Source organism: Pseudomonas sp. MYb118, from assembly GCF_040947875.1.
Classification (GTDB): Bacteria; Pseudomonadota; Gammaproteobacteria; order Pseudomonadales; family Pseudomonadaceae; genus Aquipseudomonas.
This window is the reverse complement of the sequence record NZ_JBFRXN010000001.1, coordinates 961295-978131: the sequence shown is the minus strand read 5'-3', so window position 1 is coordinate 978131 and position 16837 is coordinate 961295. Positions and strand designations below refer to the sequence as shown.

At 56.0% G+C, this 16837-nt stretch carries 20 protein-coding genes and 1 pseudogene; 10 read left to right on the top strand and 11 right to left on the bottom strand.

All coding sequences use genetic code 11. From position 1 onward, the window contains the following. Positions 1 to 212: 212 nt before the first annotated feature. Positions 213 to 875: a hypothetical protein gene (locus tag ABVN20_RS04645; protein ID WP_368554318.1), complete on the bottom strand. Its 663-nt coding sequence runs from the start codon at positions 873 to 875 to the stop codon at positions 213 to 215. 341 nt (positions 876 to 1216) lie between these two features. On the opposite strand from ABVN20_RS04645, the gene ABVN20_RS04640 reads away from it, so the two are divergent. Both ABVN20_RS04640 and ABVN20_RS04635 read left to right on the top strand, forming a co-directional pair. Beyond that, a complete protein-coding gene (locus tag ABVN20_RS04640) occupies positions 1217 to 1348 on the top strand; it encodes a hypothetical protein (RefSeq protein ID WP_368554317.1) in 132 nt (43 codons plus the stop codon). Between the two features lie 167 nt (positions 1349 to 1515). Then, a complete protein-coding gene (locus tag ABVN20_RS04635; RefSeq protein ID WP_368554316.1) occupies positions 1516 to 2082 on the top strand; it encodes a hypothetical protein in 567 nt (188 codons plus the stop codon). A 276-nt stretch (positions 2083 to 2358) separates the two neighbouring features. Here ABVN20_RS04635 and ABVN20_RS04630 read toward each other — a convergent pair whose 3' ends face one another. Further along, positions 2359 to 2601: a hypothetical protein gene (locus tag ABVN20_RS04630; RefSeq protein ID WP_224533167.1), complete on the bottom strand. Its 243-nt coding sequence runs from the start codon at positions 2599 to 2601 to the stop codon at positions 2359 to 2361. 596 nt (positions 2602 to 3197) lie between these two features. Next, positions 3198 to 3515, bottom strand: a complete 318-nt coding sequence (locus ABVN20_RS04625; RefSeq protein WP_368554315.1) for a hypothetical protein — start codon at positions 3513 to 3515, stop codon at positions 3198 to 3200. Positions 3516 to 3719: 204 nt separating this feature from the next. On the opposite strand from ABVN20_RS04625, the gene ABVN20_RS04620 reads away from it, so the two are divergent. The 4 genes from ABVN20_RS04620 (at position 3720) to ABVN20_RS04605 (ending at position 8459) form a co-directional block, all read left to right on the top strand. Then, a complete protein-coding gene (locus ABVN20_RS04620) occupies positions 3720 to 4175 on the top strand; it encodes a GNAT family N-acetyltransferase (RefSeq protein ID WP_368554564.1) in 456 nt (151 codons plus the stop codon). Positions 4176 to 4467: 292 nt separating this feature from the next. Further along, positions 4468 to 4974, top strand: coding sequence for a sigma-70 family RNA polymerase sigma factor (locus tag ABVN20_RS04615; RefSeq protein WP_368554314.1), 507 nt, complete (start codon positions 4468 to 4470; stop codon positions 4972 to 4974). Continuing rightward, complete coding sequence (locus ABVN20_RS04610) at positions 4971 to 5969, top strand: FecR domain-containing protein (protein ID WP_368554313.1); 999 nt, start codon at positions 4971 to 4973, stop codon at positions 5967 to 5969. Before ABVN20_RS04615 ends, ABVN20_RS04610 begins: the two co-directional genes overlap by 4 nt. Positions 5970 to 6050: 81 nt before the next feature. Next, positions 6051 to 8459: a TonB-dependent siderophore receptor gene (locus ABVN20_RS04605; RefSeq protein ID WP_368554312.1), complete on the top strand. Its 2409-nt coding sequence runs from the start codon at positions 6051 to 6053 to the stop codon at positions 8457 to 8459. 273 nt (positions 8460 to 8732) lie between these two features. On the opposite strand, the gene ABVN20_RS04600 is transcribed toward ABVN20_RS04605, so the two are convergent. Next, the gene (locus tag ABVN20_RS04600; RefSeq protein ID WP_368554311.1) at positions 8733 to 9170 is read right to left on the bottom strand and encodes a hypothetical protein; all 438 of its coding nucleotides are present in this window, start codon (positions 9168 to 9170) and stop codon (positions 8733 to 8735) included. Positions 9171 to 9264: 94 nt separating this feature from the next. Beyond that, a complete protein-coding gene (locus ABVN20_RS04595; protein ID WP_368554310.1) occupies positions 9265 to 9888 on the bottom strand; it encodes a TetR/AcrR family transcriptional regulator in 624 nt (207 codons plus the stop codon). A 140-nt stretch (positions 9889 to 10028) separates the two neighbouring features. Between ABVN20_RS04595 and ABVN20_RS04590 the strand changes: the two genes are divergently transcribed. Both ABVN20_RS04590 and ABVN20_RS04585 read left to right on the top strand, forming a co-directional pair. After that, entirely contained in the window at positions 10029 to 10427 is a 399-nt protein-coding gene (locus ABVN20_RS04590) for a DoxX family protein (protein WP_368554309.1), read from the top strand. A gap of 39 nt (positions 10428 to 10466) precedes the next feature. Continuing rightward, positions 10467 to 11006: pseudogene (locus tag ABVN20_RS04585) on the top strand (LysR family transcriptional regulator); the annotation flags it as partial. An 81-nt stretch (positions 11007 to 11087) separates the two neighbouring features. On the opposite strand, the gene ABVN20_RS04580 reads toward ABVN20_RS04585, so the two are convergent. After that, positions 11088 to 11876, bottom strand: a complete 789-nt coding sequence (locus tag ABVN20_RS04580) for a cysteine hydrolase (RefSeq protein ID WP_368554308.1) — start codon at positions 11874 to 11876, stop codon at positions 11088 to 11090. Between the two features lie 72 nt (positions 11877 to 11948). Here ABVN20_RS04580 and ABVN20_RS04575 point away from each other — a divergent pair, with 72 nt between their 5' ends. Continuing rightward, positions 11949 to 13037, top strand: a complete 1089-nt coding sequence (locus ABVN20_RS04575) for a GlxA family transcriptional regulator (protein WP_368554307.1) — start codon at positions 11949 to 11951, stop codon at positions 13035 to 13037. 25 nt (positions 13038 to 13062) lie between these two features. Here the strand turns inward: ABVN20_RS04575 and ABVN20_RS04570 are convergent, their stop codons facing one another. From ABVN20_RS04570 to ABVN20_RS04550, 5 genes are all read right to left on the bottom strand, one after another. After that, positions 13063 to 14106 (bottom strand): GlxA family transcriptional regulator, encoded by a 1044-nt coding sequence (locus ABVN20_RS04570; protein ID WP_368554306.1) that lies wholly within the window; start codon positions 14104 to 14106, stop codon positions 13063 to 13065. Further along, a complete protein-coding gene (locus tag ABVN20_RS04565; RefSeq protein WP_368554305.1) occupies positions 14103 to 14690 on the bottom strand; it encodes an isochorismatase family protein in 588 nt (195 codons plus the stop codon). The genes ABVN20_RS04570 and ABVN20_RS04565 overlap by 4 nt, the downstream gene beginning before the upstream one ends. A 158-nt stretch (positions 14691 to 14848) precedes the next feature. Continuing rightward, entirely contained in the window at positions 14849 to 15199 is a 351-nt protein-coding gene (locus ABVN20_RS04560) for a hypothetical protein (protein ID WP_368554304.1), read from the bottom strand. Between the two features lie 37 nt (positions 15200 to 15236). Further along, positions 15237 to 15530: a DUF1330 domain-containing protein gene (locus ABVN20_RS04555; RefSeq protein WP_368554303.1), complete on the bottom strand. Its 294-nt coding sequence runs from the start codon at positions 15528 to 15530 to the stop codon at positions 15237 to 15239. A 298-nt stretch (positions 15531 to 15828) separates the two neighbouring features. Next, the gene (locus tag ABVN20_RS04550; RefSeq protein ID WP_368554302.1) at positions 15829 to 16110 is read right to left on the bottom strand and encodes a hypothetical protein; all 282 of its coding nucleotides are present in this window, start codon (positions 16108 to 16110) and stop codon (positions 15829 to 15831) included. A 209-nt stretch (positions 16111 to 16319) separates the two neighbouring features. Here ABVN20_RS04550 and msrA point away from each other — a divergent pair, with 209 nt between their 5' ends. Next, positions 16320 to 16829: a peptide-methionine (S)-S-oxide reductase MsrA gene (gene msrA, locus ABVN20_RS04545; RefSeq protein ID WP_368554301.1), complete on the top strand. Its 510-nt coding sequence runs from the start codon at positions 16320 to 16322 to the stop codon at positions 16827 to 16829. Positions 16830 to 16837: the final 8 nt, after the last annotated feature.

Sequence of the window (16837 nt, the reverse complement as noted above, 5' to 3'; positions counted from 1 at the left end):
CAGCGTTTGGACCATTCTGGCGGCGAACACCTGCTTGAATGCTTCGGGCTACCCTACCCTTCGTTTGCCGGGCGCCATCCAGATTCCGGGATATTGCATGAAAACTGTCGACGCAAACCGCTTGAAGATCTGGCAGGCATTTTCAGAGTTTTTTCTCGCCTGATACCAAAAGCCCCGCTGTCGCGGGGCTCAACACAAATGAAAGCACGAGGTCAGAACAACTCGACTGGCTTCTTGGCTTGCTGAACAAGCTTGTTTTCGTCCAGTTTCGGGAAAGAAAACTTGATGATGATGCTGGACTCGTCACCCTCACCAGAGACGATCAAATCGGCACCCCTGGTGTTGGCAGGCGCTGAACTCATCAGACTATGGACGTTGGTGGCCCCCTTGGCCGGGGTGAGCCCTTCAACGAAGGAATAGGTCAAATCGTTGGAGGCCAACGCAACATTCTCATAGTTCGTGAGTTTGGCTGTGTATTCATCCTTGTTTTTTACTTTACCCGCCAACTCAATGAGATCCAGCATGGATTTCCCGTCAGCGAGCGACACCAGAGTAAATGTCTTTGCAAGAGCGCCAACAGCGCGACCGAACAGGTCACGGTCATAGGGTGCAAACAGCGAAACCAACATCAGTTTTTCACCACTGAACACCAGGGCTGCTGTGAACTTCTGATCCAGAAAATCCACATCGTCCAGGCAGCGTGCAGTAGCCCCTATGTCAGCTGAACAGTCGTAGTAGCCTGCTGCCTCGGTGTACTTGGCAATCGGCGTGTCGTACGCATATTTTTTGAACAGATTGTCTTCAGCCACCGCATTCTGCATACCGGTCAACATCCCCATGGCGGCCAGCGCTACAGCAAGAACTTTCTTTGACATGGATTCCCTTCCTGAAATGAGCATTGAGATTGATAGCTAGATGCTATCAGTCAAGATATGCACCGCTCAATCCCGGCATGTCATTTGCTATTGGACGGAGGGAGGCAGAGCCGGCAATACATTCGGAAACGTCGCAGGCAATCGCTCATGCTCGCGAGGGGCGAATCGCGCAATCTCAAGGCTTGCGCATTCAAGATCGAGAGCCGGCGTTCGCGACTTGTGGCTCTCGGCCAGAAGCGGACATCGTCTAATGGAAGCCTTCGGACTAAAAGAAAGGACTTTGTCTTAAAAAGTCGATAGGCTCATGTACTTGTTATCAGTAAAAATCCAGGCGAAGGGACATGGCACTGTCTAAAGGCGATCTCATAAAACTAATCAGCGCTGACCAAGCAAAAATAGTTTTAACTGATTGGATTAACTCTCGAGAGGCAGCGCCAGGAGATATCGCTTTGGTGGAAGAAATCTATATCTGAGAGGATGGGCAGATCGTTCGTCTTCGGTGCGAATACCGTCCGGGTTTTCTAGAGTGGGGAACGGTGTTTTATGAGGCAGGGTTGACTTATGAGTTTCTTCCTCCCCCGTTGACGTCACCACTTAAATTTTTGCCTCCGACAATTACTGCTTCCCCCAAGAGCTGCTTATGGAACCTAGTTCACCCGAAAGCAAATCAAAACGAATAGTTCTAACAGTGGTAGTATTTTTGCTTTTTGGCGCATGGCTTTATTATGTAGGCTGGGCTTCTAAAATTTCAGCAAGAACAATTTTGATGCCTGAGATCCCCGAATGGAGTACATACCTGTTGATCAGCTCCATTACTGGGCTTACCGCTGCAATTCGAACACTCTACAAGCGGCCTGGGCGCAAGACAGCAATACAGGCTCTAAACTCTTTTGCTGGATGGTTCTGCTTAGGGTTTATTCTATCTCTAAATGGTTATGCCACCGCGGCCTATCTTTTACCTGGCGAGATTGTTAGTTATAAATCTTCATATGAGCTGAGATACCCCGGACCTTCCAGGGGGAAATTTGGTCGTTGCGAGGCAGGTCTATGGATCGAAGATAAAAGTACAAACCGCTGGATTGAGCTTTGCACGAACAAAATGGATTTGGAAAAAAATATGCAACAGGGAATGCAGCTCGTATGGGTGAGTGCCCGCACGAATAAAATAGGTAGCTACATTATGAACTATACTTTTATCTATAATTAAACCCACCAGAACAAAATCTTACTTTCGTGAGCAATAAATTTAGCGGAAGTTATTATTTGACACCAAGAACAGCAAGAGCTTGATACTCGATGGCGTACTCTGGGCACTCTGCTCGGGTGCTGCGCGGCGAGATATGCCGGAACGTTTCGGCCGACTCGTGGCCGATTGCTGCCCGTCACGAAGGGCAGGAACCGGCCAGAAGCTGCCTCTCATTTCGCTAGAAATGAGCAGGAGAAGATCGCATTTATGACTGAGGAATAGTGCAGGTCAGGAGGATCATTTCTTCATTGTGAGCCGTAGTCGCTGCCATTCATTCCAGCAATCCTCAGCAACCAAGTCCCGGAAACCACGATCCTTCTCCATACCTAGGGCGACGTCGAATGGAACTGCAACGCATGTCGCTTGATCACGGATTTTGAGCGCCTCAGACTCTGTAAGTGGAGAGCCTTTGTTCGTTTCGGCGTTTTGCAACGCTACCGAAAGAGCCGGAATGAACACCACGCAAAGCTGTTCCGTCATCTGTTGCTAGCCTCAATTGTGCGGGAAGGCCGAAAGATTACTCCGGTTGCTTAATTATAGCTATTGGCCACGAGCATCCATTGCCTGACGTCAGCTATGGGTCGAAAACGGACCGGACGCGATGTCCGCTCATGGCCAGAAGCGGCCGTTCAAAAGAGGCAGCAATCAACCTTTTCAGTCATTCCCCAACACCGAGGTACATTTTCAGCCAACTGAGCGAATGATTGGAATCGCCGGTCAGGCTTGGATCTGGTGGAACAATTTTTCCAGAAAAACATCGCCTGCCGCTGTGTCTGAGAGCAAGTAATACCCGCCCCAAATGTCCCAGCCAGCTGCGAGGTTGAACTCAGCACAGTGGTAACTTTGATGTATTTGTTCACTCAGGCCTATTACTGGTGATCCCACCCGCTGGAACCCGTGGAGCGTGGTCAAGTCGTCAGATAGTGAAAGCCAACTAGAGTCTGACGACTCGCTGAAGTTGATTGTCAGATGCCCATTAGCTGCTGTATTGAGAGTGGGGTTCATCTACTGCCATCTAAGGTTTGGAGTGAAGGGGCGCATAAACGGGGCTGCGGGTGCGTTGTTTAGGTGCCTCATCATGCTTGAGAGCGTTTTATTTCATACGCTAGCTGCCAGGCTTTGCTGCTCAATTCCATGAATTTTTCGTTCAGTTCAACATGACCCGGCTTCCAAGTAAAAACGCCATTATTATGGCTTTGACCAAGAACTAGATCATTTAGTGAGCCCATTCCGCCATAAGCTGACAATAGGTATTCAATCCCTGAAAAATCACTGCCTACCAATCGTGCTCTCGCTCGTCGCATCCAATTGCTCCAGTGAGTATTTCCATCGCTTTCAAGCATAGCTGCTAGCTGATCGAGGATGAAAATCAGCTCTTCAGTTTTTGGTCCCATTAATCAAAATTACCCAAAATGAAGCGTGGCATAAAAAGGATGTTCAGTTGGGACGTATCTGTTGCCCACGGCCACATAAGCTACTGCTTCCCCGCTCGGGTTTCCACCGGCTGCTTCTGGCCGATAGCCGCCCTGGCGAGCCAACAGCCCGCGCATCAAGATGTCCTGGCAGCTCAGAACCGTGCCGACTTCAATCAGGGAAAATTGCCCCCAATGGACATTCAACAAGTCACGCACCTCCCGCCACAAATTTCTACCCTTGAGAAAGAGGCTGTCGCAGAAGGTTTCAAGTTTCTCACCCGACTGACTTCGGAATGGCATTCAGGCAGCAATCGCTTCGATGCACCAGGCGAATGTCTGATATCTGCGTACCAGGACCAGCACCTAGTGGGTATCGGAGGTCTGTCTGTCGATCCCTTCACGCATGTTCGTACGGGAAGGCTGAGACGGGTTTATGTCTCACCTGCTTCGCGGGGACAACAGGTTGGCAGGAGACTCGTTAGCGCCTTGCTTGCCCACGCCGCCTTGCACTTTGAAAGTGTGCGTCTTTACACCGACACCGCTGAAGGGAGCACTTTTTACCTGCGCTGCGGCTTCACCTTGACTGAAGACGCTCATGCGACGCACATCGCGCAGCTCAAAAACCTCCAGCTCTGTTAACTATCGGCCTATTCATGGCGTTCGCGAATGACAGCTATTGGCCTGCAGCAGGTTTGCCTTTGCCTCAATTTGAGAGGACAGCGCCCGCATCTCGAACAAGCTGACGCCATTCCGGCCCGCTAATCAGTCCCTCTCTTTGTATCACCGCAGCCCTCCTCAGCAATTCGTGATATTGATCCTCCAACCATCATCCATCAGGCCAGCCATGCAGTGCGCCCTTCTGCGTTCTTGTCGGTACTCGGCCAATCACATATGATATTAAGTCTCATTTGCGAAATCTTTGTGGCAGCTCATGGCATCCGTCGATACCGCTCAGCTCACTGCTCTTTATGAACAGCAACACCGCTGGTTACGTAGCTGGCTGTATCGGCAATTGAGCTGCTCACACCGCGCTGCTGATTTGATGCAGGACACCTTCATGCGCTTGCTGGTCAGTAACGAGGCGATTGAAGTCCGCCAGCCTCGGCCTTTTCTGGCCAAGGTGGCGCGCAGCGTCCTGTCCAACCACTATCGCCGCGCACGCCTGGAAAAAGCCTATCTGGATGCACTCCAGACGGAAGACCAAAGCGTGCTGCCGGATCTGGCCACTCAGCTGATTATTTTCGAGACGCTGGTTCGGCTCGACGAAGCGCTATGCGAGCTGGATGTCGCCGTCAAAAAGGCATTCCTGTGGTCGCAACTGGATGGGCTCAGCCATGGCGACATTGCCGAGCGGCTGGGTATTTCAATCGCTACCGTCAAACGCCATATCATCAAGGCGGGTGCGCGATGCATGTTGGTGACGGAATCGCTGCAATGACGATCAGCGCAAGCGCCTTTCCCCGCGAATCATCGCTGTCGCCGAAAATGTGCGAGGAGGCGATGGAGTGGTGGCTCGAGATGCAGGAGGCCAATTTCGATTCGCCGGCGCAGGCCGCCTTTATGGCATGGCGCAGTGAACACCCTCTGCATGAGCTGGCCTGGGAAAAAGCCTTGGCCCTGGGCGAGCAGCTCGATTCATTGCGCACCCGAGGTGATCCGAACCTCGCCCGCCGGGCCCTGTTGCTCCCTTCCGATGAAGGGCTGAGCAGGCGTCGAGCAATCAAGGGCCTGGCCTTGCTGCTGGTGGCAGGCACCGGCGCCTGGGTGGGGCGAGACAGCGAAATGGTGTCGCGGATCACGGCCGACTACACCACGGGTGTGGGCGAGCAGAAACGCGTTGCGCTGGCCTCGGGCCTGTCGCTCGAACTCAATACCCGCAGTGCGATAAAGGCTCGTATGGCGGACCAGCGCTGGCACCTGCGATTACTCAGCGGCGAGGTCTTGATCGACACGGCCTTGAACCCGGCTCCATTGATCAATACCGCGCAGGTTCGGGTGCAGGCGTCTTCGGCGCGTTTCACGATGCGGCAGTTTGACAATGGCTCAACCCAGTTGGCGGTCTATCGTGGCTCGCTTGAAGTCATCCCGACTCAAGCCAGTAACCGGACCGCCCTGCAAGCCGGACAACTGGCTCGTTTCGGACCGCTGGGGATGCTCGATCAGCGTGCGGTGCAAGCCTCCGCGCCGGCCTGGACCGAAGGCATGATCGTCGCCAACGGCCAACCGCTGCAGGCTTTCCTCGATGAACTTGGCCGCTATCGTCACGGACATCTTGGCTGCGATGCGGCATTGGCCAACCTGCAAGTGTGGGGCACTTACCCGCTGGCAGACAGTGATCGAATCATCAATGCCGTCGCCCAGACACTGAACCTGGATGTCCAGCGTTTCACTCGCCTGTGGGTCAACTTGCGCCCCGCGTCAGCCAACGTTTGAAGTTTTTTCGTTCTCGATGAGCCGTTTTGGTTTTTGGCGAGACTCATAGGCCATACATCAAAAATCATCGGGAAACTTCACATGCATCACCGCAGTGTTTCGTCGTACTCCGCCACCTCGCTCGTCACCACCCTGGGGTGCGCCGCAGCGGTTGTGATCGCCACTTCATCGCCCGTGTGGGCCGCCGCCGACAGCCGCGTGCAACACTTTGAAATTGCCCCGGCGCCACTGGGCACTGCGCTCAATCAACTGGGCCAGCAGGCCCATTTGCTGTTGTCGTTTCCCAATGACTTGATTGCCGGCCAGAACAGCCCCGGCTTGAGTGGCGACTACACGGTCGACGCTGCTTTACAGGCGCTGCTTGAGGGCAGCCAGCTCATCGCGGTTCGCCAGCCGGATGGGCGTTACACCCTGCAGCCAGCGCCGGCCTCCACGGATCTGGAGCTTCAGGCCATTTCCATTTCCGGCAAAGCGCCCGGGTCGACGACAGAGGGCACCGGGCTCTACACCACCTATTCATCCAGCAGCTCGACCCGCCTGAACCTGACACCCCAGCAAACCCCGCAATCGCTGACGGTCATGACCCGCCAGCGCCTGGATGACCAGCGCCTGACCAACCTCAGCGACACCCTCGATGCGACACCGGGCATCATCGTATTGCGCGACGGGCTGGGTGCCGAATCCGACGGTTACTTCTCGCGCGGCTTCGAGATTCAGAACTTTGAAATCAATGGTGTGCCCACCGTCAAGCGCATGGACAATTACACCCAGAGCATGGCCATGTATGACCGTGTGGAGGTGGTGCGCGGTGCGACCGGCCTGATCAGCGGCCTGGGCAGTCCTTCAGCGACGATCAACCTGATCCGCAAGCGTCCGACCGCCGAAGCTCAGGCCAGCGTCTGGGCCGAAGCCGGTAATTGGGACCGCTACGGGACCGGCTTTGATGTCTCCGGCCCGCTGACCGAAACCGGCAACGTACGCGGTCGCCTGGTCGCCGACTTCAAGACCGAGCAGTCCTGGGTCGACCGTTACAAGCAGGACTCGCAACTGATCTACGGCATTACCGAGTTTGACCTGACTGAAGACACCCTGCTGACCATGGGCTTCAGTTATCAACGTACGGACGTTGATTCGCCCATGCGCTCCGGCCTGCCGACCCGCTTCACCGACGGCTCTCGCACCAACCTCAAACGCTCGCTCAATTCGGCTCAGACCTGGTCATACAACGACCATGAACAAACCAGCTTTTTCACCTCGATCGAACAGCAGTTCGCCAATGGCTGGAGCGGGAAGATCGAACTGAGCCACTCCGAAAACAAGTTCGACGAGGTCTTCAACTACGTCAACGGCAGCCTCAACCCTGATGGTAGCGGCACCACTCAGTTGCCTGTGCGCTTCTCCGGTATCCCGCGCCAGAACAACATCGACGCCTACCTGACCGGCCCGTTCGGCCTGTTGGGGCGTGAGCACGAGCTGATCGCCGGTGTGACCCTGTCCAACTACTACGAGAACGTTCCAGCCTACGGCGGCTGGAAATATGACTATTCCGGCTCTCCGGCCGGCGCGATCGACAACCTGTTGAACTGGAACGGCGACTCCGCGAAACCGGAATTCAACGTCACAGGCAAATCCACCACCGACGAAACCCAATATTCCGCCTATCTTGCTACGCGCCTGCATGCCACGGACAATCTGAGTATCTTGTTGGGTAGCCGCCTGGTTGACTGGCATCGCGACATCGAAGATAAGCCGTATGGCGCAGCGCAAACCAAGACCAAGGAATCGGAAACCGGCGTCTACATTCCTTATGCCGGCGTGGTCTACGACGTCAACGACACCTGGTCGCTGTATGCCAGCTATACGAAAATCTTCAACCCGCAGTCGTCCTGGGTTCGCGACATCAACAACAAACCCCTGGACCCCATGGAAGGCACCGGCTACGAAGTCGGCATCAAGGGGAGCCACTTCGACGGCAAGCTGAACTCCAGCGTTGCACTGTTCAAGATCGAGCAAGACAACCTGGCGATCTGGATCGATACCCCAGGTGGCAACACCTATAAGTCCGAACAAGGCACCACCACCAAAGGTGCTGAGTTCACGCTGGATGGCGAACTGGCCGAAGGCTGGCAGGCCTCCGCCGGCTATGCCTACGCGGTCAGCACCGACGCTGACGACCAACGTATCGTTACTACCCTGCCCCGCCACAGTCTCAAGACCTTCACCAGTTATCGCCTGCCGGGGGTCCTGGATAAGGTCACCATTGGCGGCGGTGTGAACTGGCAGAGTAAAACCGGTGCCGACCTGCACACCTTCACTCAGGGCAGCTACGCCGTCACAAACCTCTTGGCTCGCTACGACTTCAACCAACATCTGAGTGCGTCGGTCAATTTGAACAACGTGTTTGACCGCGATTACCTCAGCTATGCGGGCGACCACGGAATGTACGGTGCTCCAAGAAACATTATGACGGGTATCAAGTACAACTTCTGACGTTCGCACGCTCCGTGGTGAACCAGGGCCATCGGTTTCAATCCAGTATTTACGACCGCAAAAGCAAGGGTAATTTACACTGCGAGAGATCGATGGCCAGGGAGAATGCGCCTCCAGGAGCGACGCTTGGTTTCGCTTTTTTTTGAGGCAGACAAGGATCGAAATCTGCCGCTACTGAGCGGCAGCTTTGGGTCGAAAGCTGCCTTCTGTGAGCGACTGCTCATGGCCGATTTCTGCCTTTCCCTACCGCCTGAAATCAACCCAGAGAACACGTCAGTCGTTGGGAAAGCCGTTTGTAACTCGTGAGCGTTGAAATGTGAGCAAGGCCTCAAGTGGCGATGCGAAAGCTAATCCCGAAGCCATGACCTCACCAGTTCGCGCAATCACATCAAGAGTCTCGTCTTTAAACGTAATGACCCAATGTCTAGCATTTGAATAGGGGCGGCTGACGGTTTCTTCTGAGCCAATAAGTTCGTTGAACGAGTAAGGCTGAAGGCCGGCAAGCACATAGGGGTGGCGTCCTAACCCCTCGTCCCCTATAGGCATGAGACGATGATCAATGAGCCCGGAAAATCGCACAATCGCAAGGCTTTCGTTTAAAGCCTGGAAGTAAGCGAGCCAAAGGTTGCCCGACTCAACCAGAAGAGCGGGTGATTCAGGGATGCCTAACTCGGGAGCAACGGCCCAGATTGAGGACTTGGCTCTATTCATGACTTCTCAAAAGCCTTGGAAAAGAAGTGGACGATACCATTGCGGCGCAATGACCGCTTCTGACTGTTAGCTACCGATCGACACGATCCAACGTCTACTCTCGCGACATTCCTTCAATGCTGCGCGACGCGCTGCGCCGCTGACGATGGAGATAACCGAGAACGCTGTCCACGGCCTCCTCCTCCGCGATATCCAGGTAATGCGAAGGCTCGCGTATCCAGCTCTCCATGATCCCGCGCACCATGGCCGGGATCGTTTTTGCAGCTCTCTGCACGTCGATCCCTTTTACCGCATGCCCCCAATGATCAAGGCCACGGCTGAACAACTGGATGCCCTCCTCCAGGTATTCAGCCTTGACCTCTGGTATAGGCAAAAGCAGTTCCTGTTGACCGAGTATCCAGGCGACGTGCTGGTTGTCGCGCAAGTGCTTGAGCCTGCCGCGAATCAAAAGGCGCACGGCCCCCTCGAGTGAACATCCGGACGCATCGCGCATCGCGTTGCCAATGTTGGTAAACATTTCAGCCTTCTGTTCACGTATGAGCGTGAGTAACACGGCCTCCTTGTTCGGGAAGTACTGATAAAACGTGCCGATACTCGTACCGGCGCGTTCTGCGATCGCATTGGTGTTGAAATCGTCCAGTTCAGATGCCGAGAGAAGCTGAGTAGCGCTCTGCAAAATCGCGACATGGGTTGCCCGCGCTCGGGCTTGCTGCGGCATTTTGCGGGGCTCGAGAGAGGTCGTGGGCATCGAAGGGACGGCTCCTTGGAATGCGAGTAAACAGGGGGTATTCGATAAAATAAGCTTATCAGGTCGCGGCCCAACCCGTGCGCCGCCCATGCTGATGGACCTGATCTGCCATGCCGACACTTATTCACGAACTGCTACTGAGCCCCGCATTCGAGCTGATGGCTCGCATCATCCTGACGTCGTTCTTTTGGGTGGCGGGAGTGTTCGGCATCGTCAAGTTCAACCTGATGGTGCAGACCATCAAAGGCTATGGGCTTCCAGCACCAAAGTTGATCGTGATGCTGATGGTGACGACAGAGCTGGCAGGCTCAGCCCTCCTGATCACCAATGCTGCCGATCTGGGATGGTTAGGCGCCGGCGCCCTGGGTGTTTTCACGCTGTTATCCATTCCGCTCGGGCATGCGTTCTGGAAGCTTGAGCCGCCGAAGAAAATGGAGGAGTTTCAGATTGCCCTCGAACACGTAGGCATCATTGGCGGGCTGATGTGCGCTGCCGCGCTAACCGTTTGACTGAGTGTGTATTCCCAGGAGTTGCGGGAGACCACATAAATGACAACCTTGGACGTCGAGGTGTTCGCGACGATTGCTGAAAGCGGCAGCCTCTCGGGGGCTGCTCGACGACCAGGGCTGTCCCCCATGACCGTTTCACGGCGGCTGGCCTCCCTTGAGAATGAGCTGCAAGTTCGATTGGTGCACCGCACCACGCGCTCGATTTCGCTCACGCCTGAAGGGGACGTTTTCCTACCAGTTGCCAAGACGCTGATTGGCGCGAGCGAGGCGGCGAAAGTCACTTTGAAGGCGAACACAGGAACGGCCAGCGGTGTACTGAAAGTGACGGCTCTGACGGTGTTCGGCCAGGCCGTCATCATGCCGCTCATCCCACAAATACTGGCCGAACATCCTGCTCTGCAAGTAGATCTTCACCTCTCCGACAGCATCGTAGACATCGTCAGCCTGGGCATCGACGTAGCAATCCGCATCGCGAGCCTGCGCGATTCCGCTTTAGTGGCTCGTTCGCTGACGCCCAATCCCCGCGTTCTGTGCGCAAGCCCCGCTTACCTGGTGCGGCATGGCGTGCCGACCTTCATTCTCTGTTAGCCAACCAACACGGGAGCTGCTAGAGCTCCCGTATATGGATGTGAACGTGGGTGTGAACATTCTTTATCAGGATTACCGCCCTTCGAGTTTTTTCACCACTTCGTCGGTAGTCATCACACCGTTGGCGATATAGCGAAAGTTGACCAACGCGCTACCGTATCCGTCGCCGTCAGGCAGCTTCGGTCCGGCCACCGCGTCACGCACGACGATGACTTCAAAGCCCCGTTCGAGGAACTCGCGAAGGTGCGACTCAACACACAGGTTGGAGGCCATGCCGGCCAGGACGATTTTGTCGATGCGCTGTTTGCGCAATTGCAGCATCAGGTCGTTGCTTTGCGGTCCGTACAACTTGTGTGGTGAGGCGATGATGGTCTTGCCGTCTTCGATGAAGGGCTTGAACTCCTGCATGAAATCGGCCCCCGAGTTACGGAACCCATCGAGCGTCAAGGCACCTTTGCGATCGAACAGCCCGAGCTTGTGCTGGACGGACTCTGCTGGCGCCTCAAACTCCCATTTGTGATCGTGGGGATAGTAGTAGTGGGGTGAGATGGCTACGGTTGCTCCGGCCTGCTTGAACGCTTTGAACAGTTGGCTCAGGTGCGGCACCAGTTTTTGCTCGGTGACACTCTGACCGAAGACCGCCCAGCCGGCACCGTCTTTACTCATGAAGTCGATCTGCGGGTCGATCACCACCAAAGCGGTGCGACTGGAATCCCACTCGAAAGTGGAGGCCGGGAGCGCCGGCTTGACCGGGTCAGCGTACGGGTCTTCGACGGCGTGGCCCATGCCGGGGGCCATCAGTAATGCGGCCAGCAACGGGGCGCAGGCGAAAAATTTACCGGGACGAATGTTGAAGGTCATTTGCAAGTCCTCATGCATGTTTGGGTGCATTCAAGGTACGTCGCGAGGTCCCGGCGCAATGGACATTTTTCCTTGGCTTTCGGACAAGAAGCGCGGCACCTGGCGTGTGCCAGCGGCATGACAACTGTGATGACCTTAGAGGTGGCAACCGCGTACCATGACGCCATCACTCGGACTTCGGGCGTTTCGTTCATGCAGCGTCATATCTGTTTTCTGGTTTACTCAGGCTTTGTCCTGCTTGATCTGAGCGGCCCGCTCGAAGCCTTCAGTAACGCCAATCTTGGACGCCCCTCCAGCTATCGATTCACCATTGCCTCACTGGAGGGAGGATTGATCGATGCGTCGAGTGGGCTGCAAATTGCAACTGAAGCGATACAGGCTGTCGAGCGCTTCGATACGCTCATCATCGTCGGCGCGCCAACCGCGCCGATCGATGACAGGATGCCCTCATTGGCCGCGATCATACGGCAGATATCCGCGAACTCACGTCGCACGGCGAGTGTGTGTACGGGCGCCTTTTTGCTTGCCGAGAGCGGTCTGCTCGATGGCCGCGTGGCCACCACCCACTGGAACTATGCGCCGCAGTTGCAAGCGCGATACCCGTTGCTGCAGGTCAATGGCGACAGAATCTGGACCGAAGACGGCAATGTCTGGACGTCCGCGGGCATGTCGGCGGGTATCGATATGACCCTGGCCATGATTGAGCAAGACCTGGGCAAGGAAGTGTCGCGGTCCGTCGCGCGCATGCTGGTGGTTTATTATCAGCGGCCAGGGGGGCAGTACCAGTTTTCTTCGTTGCTGGACTTTGACCCGGGCTCGGACCGAATCCGTGCGGTGCTCACGTATGCGCGCGATCACCTGCATGAAGATTTGCCCGTTGAACGTCTGGCCGACGTTGCCAATATGAGCGTGCGCCAGTTTAGCCGCGTATTTGCTGCGGCTATTGGAGTGACGCCCTCCAAAGCGGTCGAACGTCTACGTATTGAATCGGCACGGCCGTTGGTTGAGGACAGCAACCAGCCGTTCGAGGGGATAGCCAGGCGCTGCGGATTCGGCGATGCCGATCACATGCTTCGCAGTTTCATGCGTGTGGTCGGACGCACGCCACAAGAGCTGCGGCGCAGTAGCCGGCAGGCAAAACTCGATGGTTCCAGGGTATGAGTCAGGCGCAATGCCCGGGCACCGATTAATGCGTGAAAGCTCCAACATCGCGCATCTGACTAGGCGGCACCTTATAAAAACGCGCCCATACCCGACGCAATTGACGCGCCGAACCAAAACCGGCGCGCTCGGCCACAGTCTCAATATCAAGCTGCGAGCCGCTTATCAACTCTCGGGCCAATGCCACGCGCATGCGATTGATGTATTCCGAGACGCTCATACCGGTATGAGCGTTGAACAGCCTGGAAAGATTGCGTGAACTCGCTCCTATGACATGCGCCAGTATCTCGACCGACCATTCTCGCGTTGGCTCAGCAACAATGGCATCTTGTGCGCGATGTACAGTGGGATGGATATGACTACGGCCTTCGAGCCAAGGTGAAAGCTGCGGATCGGCACCGGCACGGCGCAGATAGACAACGAGGTATCGAGCAACCGCAAGCGCAACGCAATGGCCGGTATGCTGAGTCACGATATGCAGCATCAAATCAATGCCTGCCGTGATACCAGCGCTGGTGAGCCGCTCGCCATCCTCCACGTAGAGCCGATTTTCCTTCACCTGAGCCAAGGGAGCAGCGCTGGAGAGTTCGGCGACGCACAAATGATGCGTCGTGCAGTCGTGCCCGTCCAGGAGGCCGGCCCGTGCGGCTACAAGAGCCCCAGAACAAATTGATACCAAGCGAATGCCCGGTTTGATGATCCTTCTGAGCCAATCGGTAATTGCGGCTTCGTGGGTGGCGGAATCTGCCTCTTCCCCAGGCCCATCGCATGTGTTGTCAAGAAGATAGGAGGTGCTGTCCAGTATTTGCTCAGATGTCCCGGGCAGTACCACCAGGGCGCCGCTGGGCAAGTGATCGGGCAGCGGTTCGATGCCATCTATACCCAACCCGATCGAACTCTTGACCGAAGGTCGCGCCCCAACGTAGCGCACCCGGTAGTGCACGGCATCCTGCTCGAGATTAGCCTTTCGAAGCACCTCGATAGGCCCTGCTATATCAAGCAGCAGGACACTCGGTGGTACAACGACGATGACCTCGATCAAAACCGGATGCCGCGCACCGTTACTCATGCGACTGCTGTGCCTCCTGGGCTCGGCAATGCCTCTGCCGCCCCCGCCAGTGCCTCCTTGACGGTGGCAACTCTTACGAAGCGACCACTCAGCACCAGTTTGGTACGGGCATGCAGTTCGTCAGCGCTCCATTCACGACCGGCCTCGTCGGTCATTGGGAAAGTCAATGTCGCCTCGCTGACGAAATCGACGTTGTAGCCCAAGTCGTAAGCGTGTCGCGCGGTGGTTTCACAGCACTGTTCTGTGCGGATACCCGAGATGATGACCCGGCGAATGCCGTGAGTATTCAGCCACACGTCGAGTCCCGAACCCACCAGTGCACTGTGACGGGGCTTCTTGAAGATTGCGTCGGGCGCAATGTTGAGCGGCTCCATGGTTTTGACGAGGCCGGATGCCTCGGAGAACGGTCCTGTGCCCTCCGCATGGAAGACCTGAAGTACAGGAATGCCTGCGGCTTTCGCGCCGTCTATCAACGGTTGCAGGTGAGAGAGGAAGGTCGGCAAGCTATCTTCGTTCCAGTATGGAGCAGCGCGAAACGACTCTTGTACGTCGATGACAATGAGTGCAGTTTTCTGGGCGGACATTATGGCATTCCTCAGCGGTTTAGGAGGTTACGAGGTTAGCCATGCTGCACAGTGCCAGAAATGCCTGAGGCAGACGAAATCAGGACATTTCACGCCAATCAATAGTAGGCGAAATCAACGATACGGTCAGGCCAGCCGATGGGTACCTTCCGCAAAAGTCAGCAATCTTCAGCCCGAAGAGGATGTTGAAGCTCGTCATCGTGAATCGGTTTAACGGGCAACAGTTCATAGGTCAAATCTGCCTCATGAAATATGGCGCCCCATACGTGAAAGCCTGGGCGAGACTCGCATTCCAAACGGACGATGAGCCCGGACTCGCTACTGAAGGTTTCCTTGACGACTGCGATATCCCCTGGCGCCGCATCACGAGAGTTTATCCAGTCAACATACGATGCCTTCGCAATATCGACGTGGATCAGTTTTATGAAGTCGCCTATGGAGAGCGTCATAGCTGTTTTTAATACCTCATACCGGTCAGGTAAAAACCTCGTTCGCGTGACGGTTTCCATTCGATAACCGCCAACTAACACCCACCATTAACACACCTCAATCCCCCAAGTCCCCCTCGATCACGATCATTTCCCGCCGCGCGGCCCTTAACGCAAAAGCCTTCGCCTCCACGTAAGCCGGGTCGTCATAACAGGCTTTCGCCAAGGCATAGCTGGGAAACTCAACAGCAACCACACGACTGCTGGTATGCGACTCCAGCAACGCCGCCGGGTCCAGGGCTTTCAGTTTCGCGCCGTATTGCTCGGCGATCGGCCCCCACAAGCGCCCATATTCCTGCTGGGCGGCCGCGTCGGTGACGGTCGATCCGAAAATGATCCAGTAACCTTTCATGGTGGTTTCCTTTTTTGTTATTCGAGAAGGTGCGCGCCAGGATCGGTCGCCAGGCGTGGCAACACTGTATACCCGGTGTTTTCAAGGATTCCATCAAGGATCGGCCAAAGAATGTGATTCCTGGCGAGGTACGGCGCACGTGGTGTCGATTCGAATTGCCAGGCGCCAGTGCTCGAAGCCCACCAAACCCAGTGGTTGGGTGCCATGCCGGGTGATCATCACCACAGCATCGGCCGTTCATGGCGGCGGGCTTCGTGCGTTTCAAAGCGGTGATCCCTCTAATGCAAGGCGCAGGGGATCATTCTTCTGCCGTTTGCCGTAACACCCCTCCTTCATCGTCAGCCAGTTGCTCGGCAGGCACTGGCGCGTTGGGATGCATCGAATGTGAAGCACTTCTTCCCACTGCCTGGATGTATCCGGAATCGCCTTCCTCGACATCGGCTACTGGAGCCGAGACGGTCAGGGCCTGGGCGGCAGAAGGTTCGCTCACGTTGGGCTGTTTTGCTGCGTCAGCGAGCGCCGTCATGCAGGCTACAGCCAGTAGCGCTGCGGTCATGGCGCTTATCAGGTTGGTGCTCATTGTCGTACGCCTCCGTGCAGAGTCGCACGTGACAGTTTGAACCTCGAAGCGCAAACGGGAGGTTCAGGCGACCGGCGGAGCGATTCCACCGATCAGCGGGCGCTGAAGGCCGTTCTGGCTATCCGGTTCTGTCATCCGCCCCTTGGAATCGGCCAGGCCGCCCTCATAACAAGGGCCATACCCACCGCTCCCGAGAGGAACGACAGATCATGACCAGCCAAACACAAACCGCCATCCTTGCCGGCGGCTGCTTCTGGGGCATGCAGGACCTGCTGCGCCGCTACCCTGGCGTGCTGAACACACGCGTCGGCTACAGCGGCGGCGATGTGCCCAACGCCACTTACCGCAACCACGGCACCCACGCCGAAGCCATCGAGATCGTCTTCGACCCGGCGGTGATCAGCTATCGGCAGATTCTCGAGTTCTTCTTCCAGATCCACGACCCGAGCACCCCCAACCGTCAGGGCAACGACCTGGGCCCCAGCTATCGCTCGGCGATCTACTACTTGAATGAGGAGCAGCGCGACATCGCCGAAGACACCGCCGCCGACGTCGATGCCTCGAAGTTGTGGCCAGGTCGGGTGGTGACTGAAATCGAACCGGCGGGGCCATTCTGGGAAGCGGAGCCTGAACATCAGGATTATCTGGAGCGCATTCCCAATGGCTACACCTGCCATTTCATCCGGCCGAACTGGAAGTTGCCCAAGCGCGACCGATAGTCCCATTT

Excerpts from the sequence above, each read along its gene's own strand:
- ABVN20_RS04555 (WP_368554303.1), bottom strand. The coding sequence starts at position 15,530 with ATGAAAGGTTACTGGATCATTTTCGGATCGACCGTCACCGACGCGGCC.
- ABVN20_RS04610 (WP_368554313.1), top strand. The coding sequence starts at position 4,971 with ATGACGATCAGCGCAAGCGCCTTTCCCCGCGAATCATCGCTGTCGCCG.
- ABVN20_RS04640 (WP_368554317.1), top strand. The coding sequence starts at position 1,217 with ATGGCACTGTCTAAAGGCGATCTCATAAAACTAATCAGCGCTGACCAA.
- ABVN20_RS04615 (WP_368554314.1), top strand. The coding sequence starts at position 4,468 with ATGGCATCCGTCGATACCGCTCAGCTCACTGCTCTTTATGAACAGCAA.
- ABVN20_RS04570 (WP_368554306.1), bottom strand. The coding sequence starts at position 14,106 with ATGAGTAACGGTGCGCGGCATCCGGTTTTGATCGAGGTCATCGTCGTT.
- ABVN20_RS04550 (WP_368554302.1), bottom strand. The coding sequence starts at position 16,110 with ATGAGCACCAACCTGATAAGCGCCATGACCGCAGCGCTACTGGCTGTA.
- ABVN20_RS04565 (WP_368554305.1), bottom strand. The coding sequence starts at position 14,690 with ATGTCCGCCCAGAAAACTGCACTCATTGTCATCGACGTACAAGAGTCG.
- ABVN20_RS04560 (WP_368554304.1), bottom strand. The coding sequence starts at position 15,199 with ATGGAAACCGTCACGCGAACGAGGTTTTTACCTGACCGGTATGAGGTA.
- msrA (WP_368554301.1), top strand. The coding sequence starts at position 16,320 with ATGACCAGCCAAACACAAACCGCCATCCTTGCCGGCGGCTGCTTCTGG.
- ABVN20_RS04645 (WP_368554318.1), bottom strand. The coding sequence starts at position 875 with ATGTCAAAGAAAGTTCTTGCTGTAGCGCTGGCCGCCATGGGGATGTTG.
- ABVN20_RS04590 (WP_368554309.1), top strand. The coding sequence starts at position 10,029 with ATGCCGACACTTATTCACGAACTGCTACTGAGCCCCGCATTCGAGCTG.
- ABVN20_RS04600 (WP_368554311.1), bottom strand. The coding sequence starts at position 9,170 with ATGAATAGAGCCAAGTCCTCAATCTGGGCCGTTGCTCCCGAGTTAGGC.
- ABVN20_RS04630 (WP_224533167.1), bottom strand. The coding sequence starts at position 2,601 with ATGACGGAACAGCTTTGCGTGGTGTTCATTCCGGCTCTTTCGGTAGCG.
- ABVN20_RS04635 (WP_368554316.1), top strand. The coding sequence starts at position 1,516 with ATGGAACCTAGTTCACCCGAAAGCAAATCAAAACGAATAGTTCTAACA.
- ABVN20_RS04605 (WP_368554312.1), top strand. The coding sequence starts at position 6,051 with ATGCATCACCGCAGTGTTTCGTCGTACTCCGCCACCTCGCTCGTCACC.
- ABVN20_RS04625 (WP_368554315.1), bottom strand. The coding sequence starts at position 3,515 with ATGGGACCAAAAACTGAAGAGCTGATTTTCATCCTCGATCAGCTAGCA.
- ABVN20_RS04580 (WP_368554308.1), bottom strand. The coding sequence starts at position 11,876 with ATGACCTTCAACATTCGTCCCGGTAAATTTTTCGCCTGCGCCCCGTTG.
- ABVN20_RS04595 (WP_368554310.1), bottom strand. The coding sequence starts at position 9,888 with ATGCCGCAGCAAGCCCGAGCGCGGGCAACCCATGTCGCGATTTTGCAG.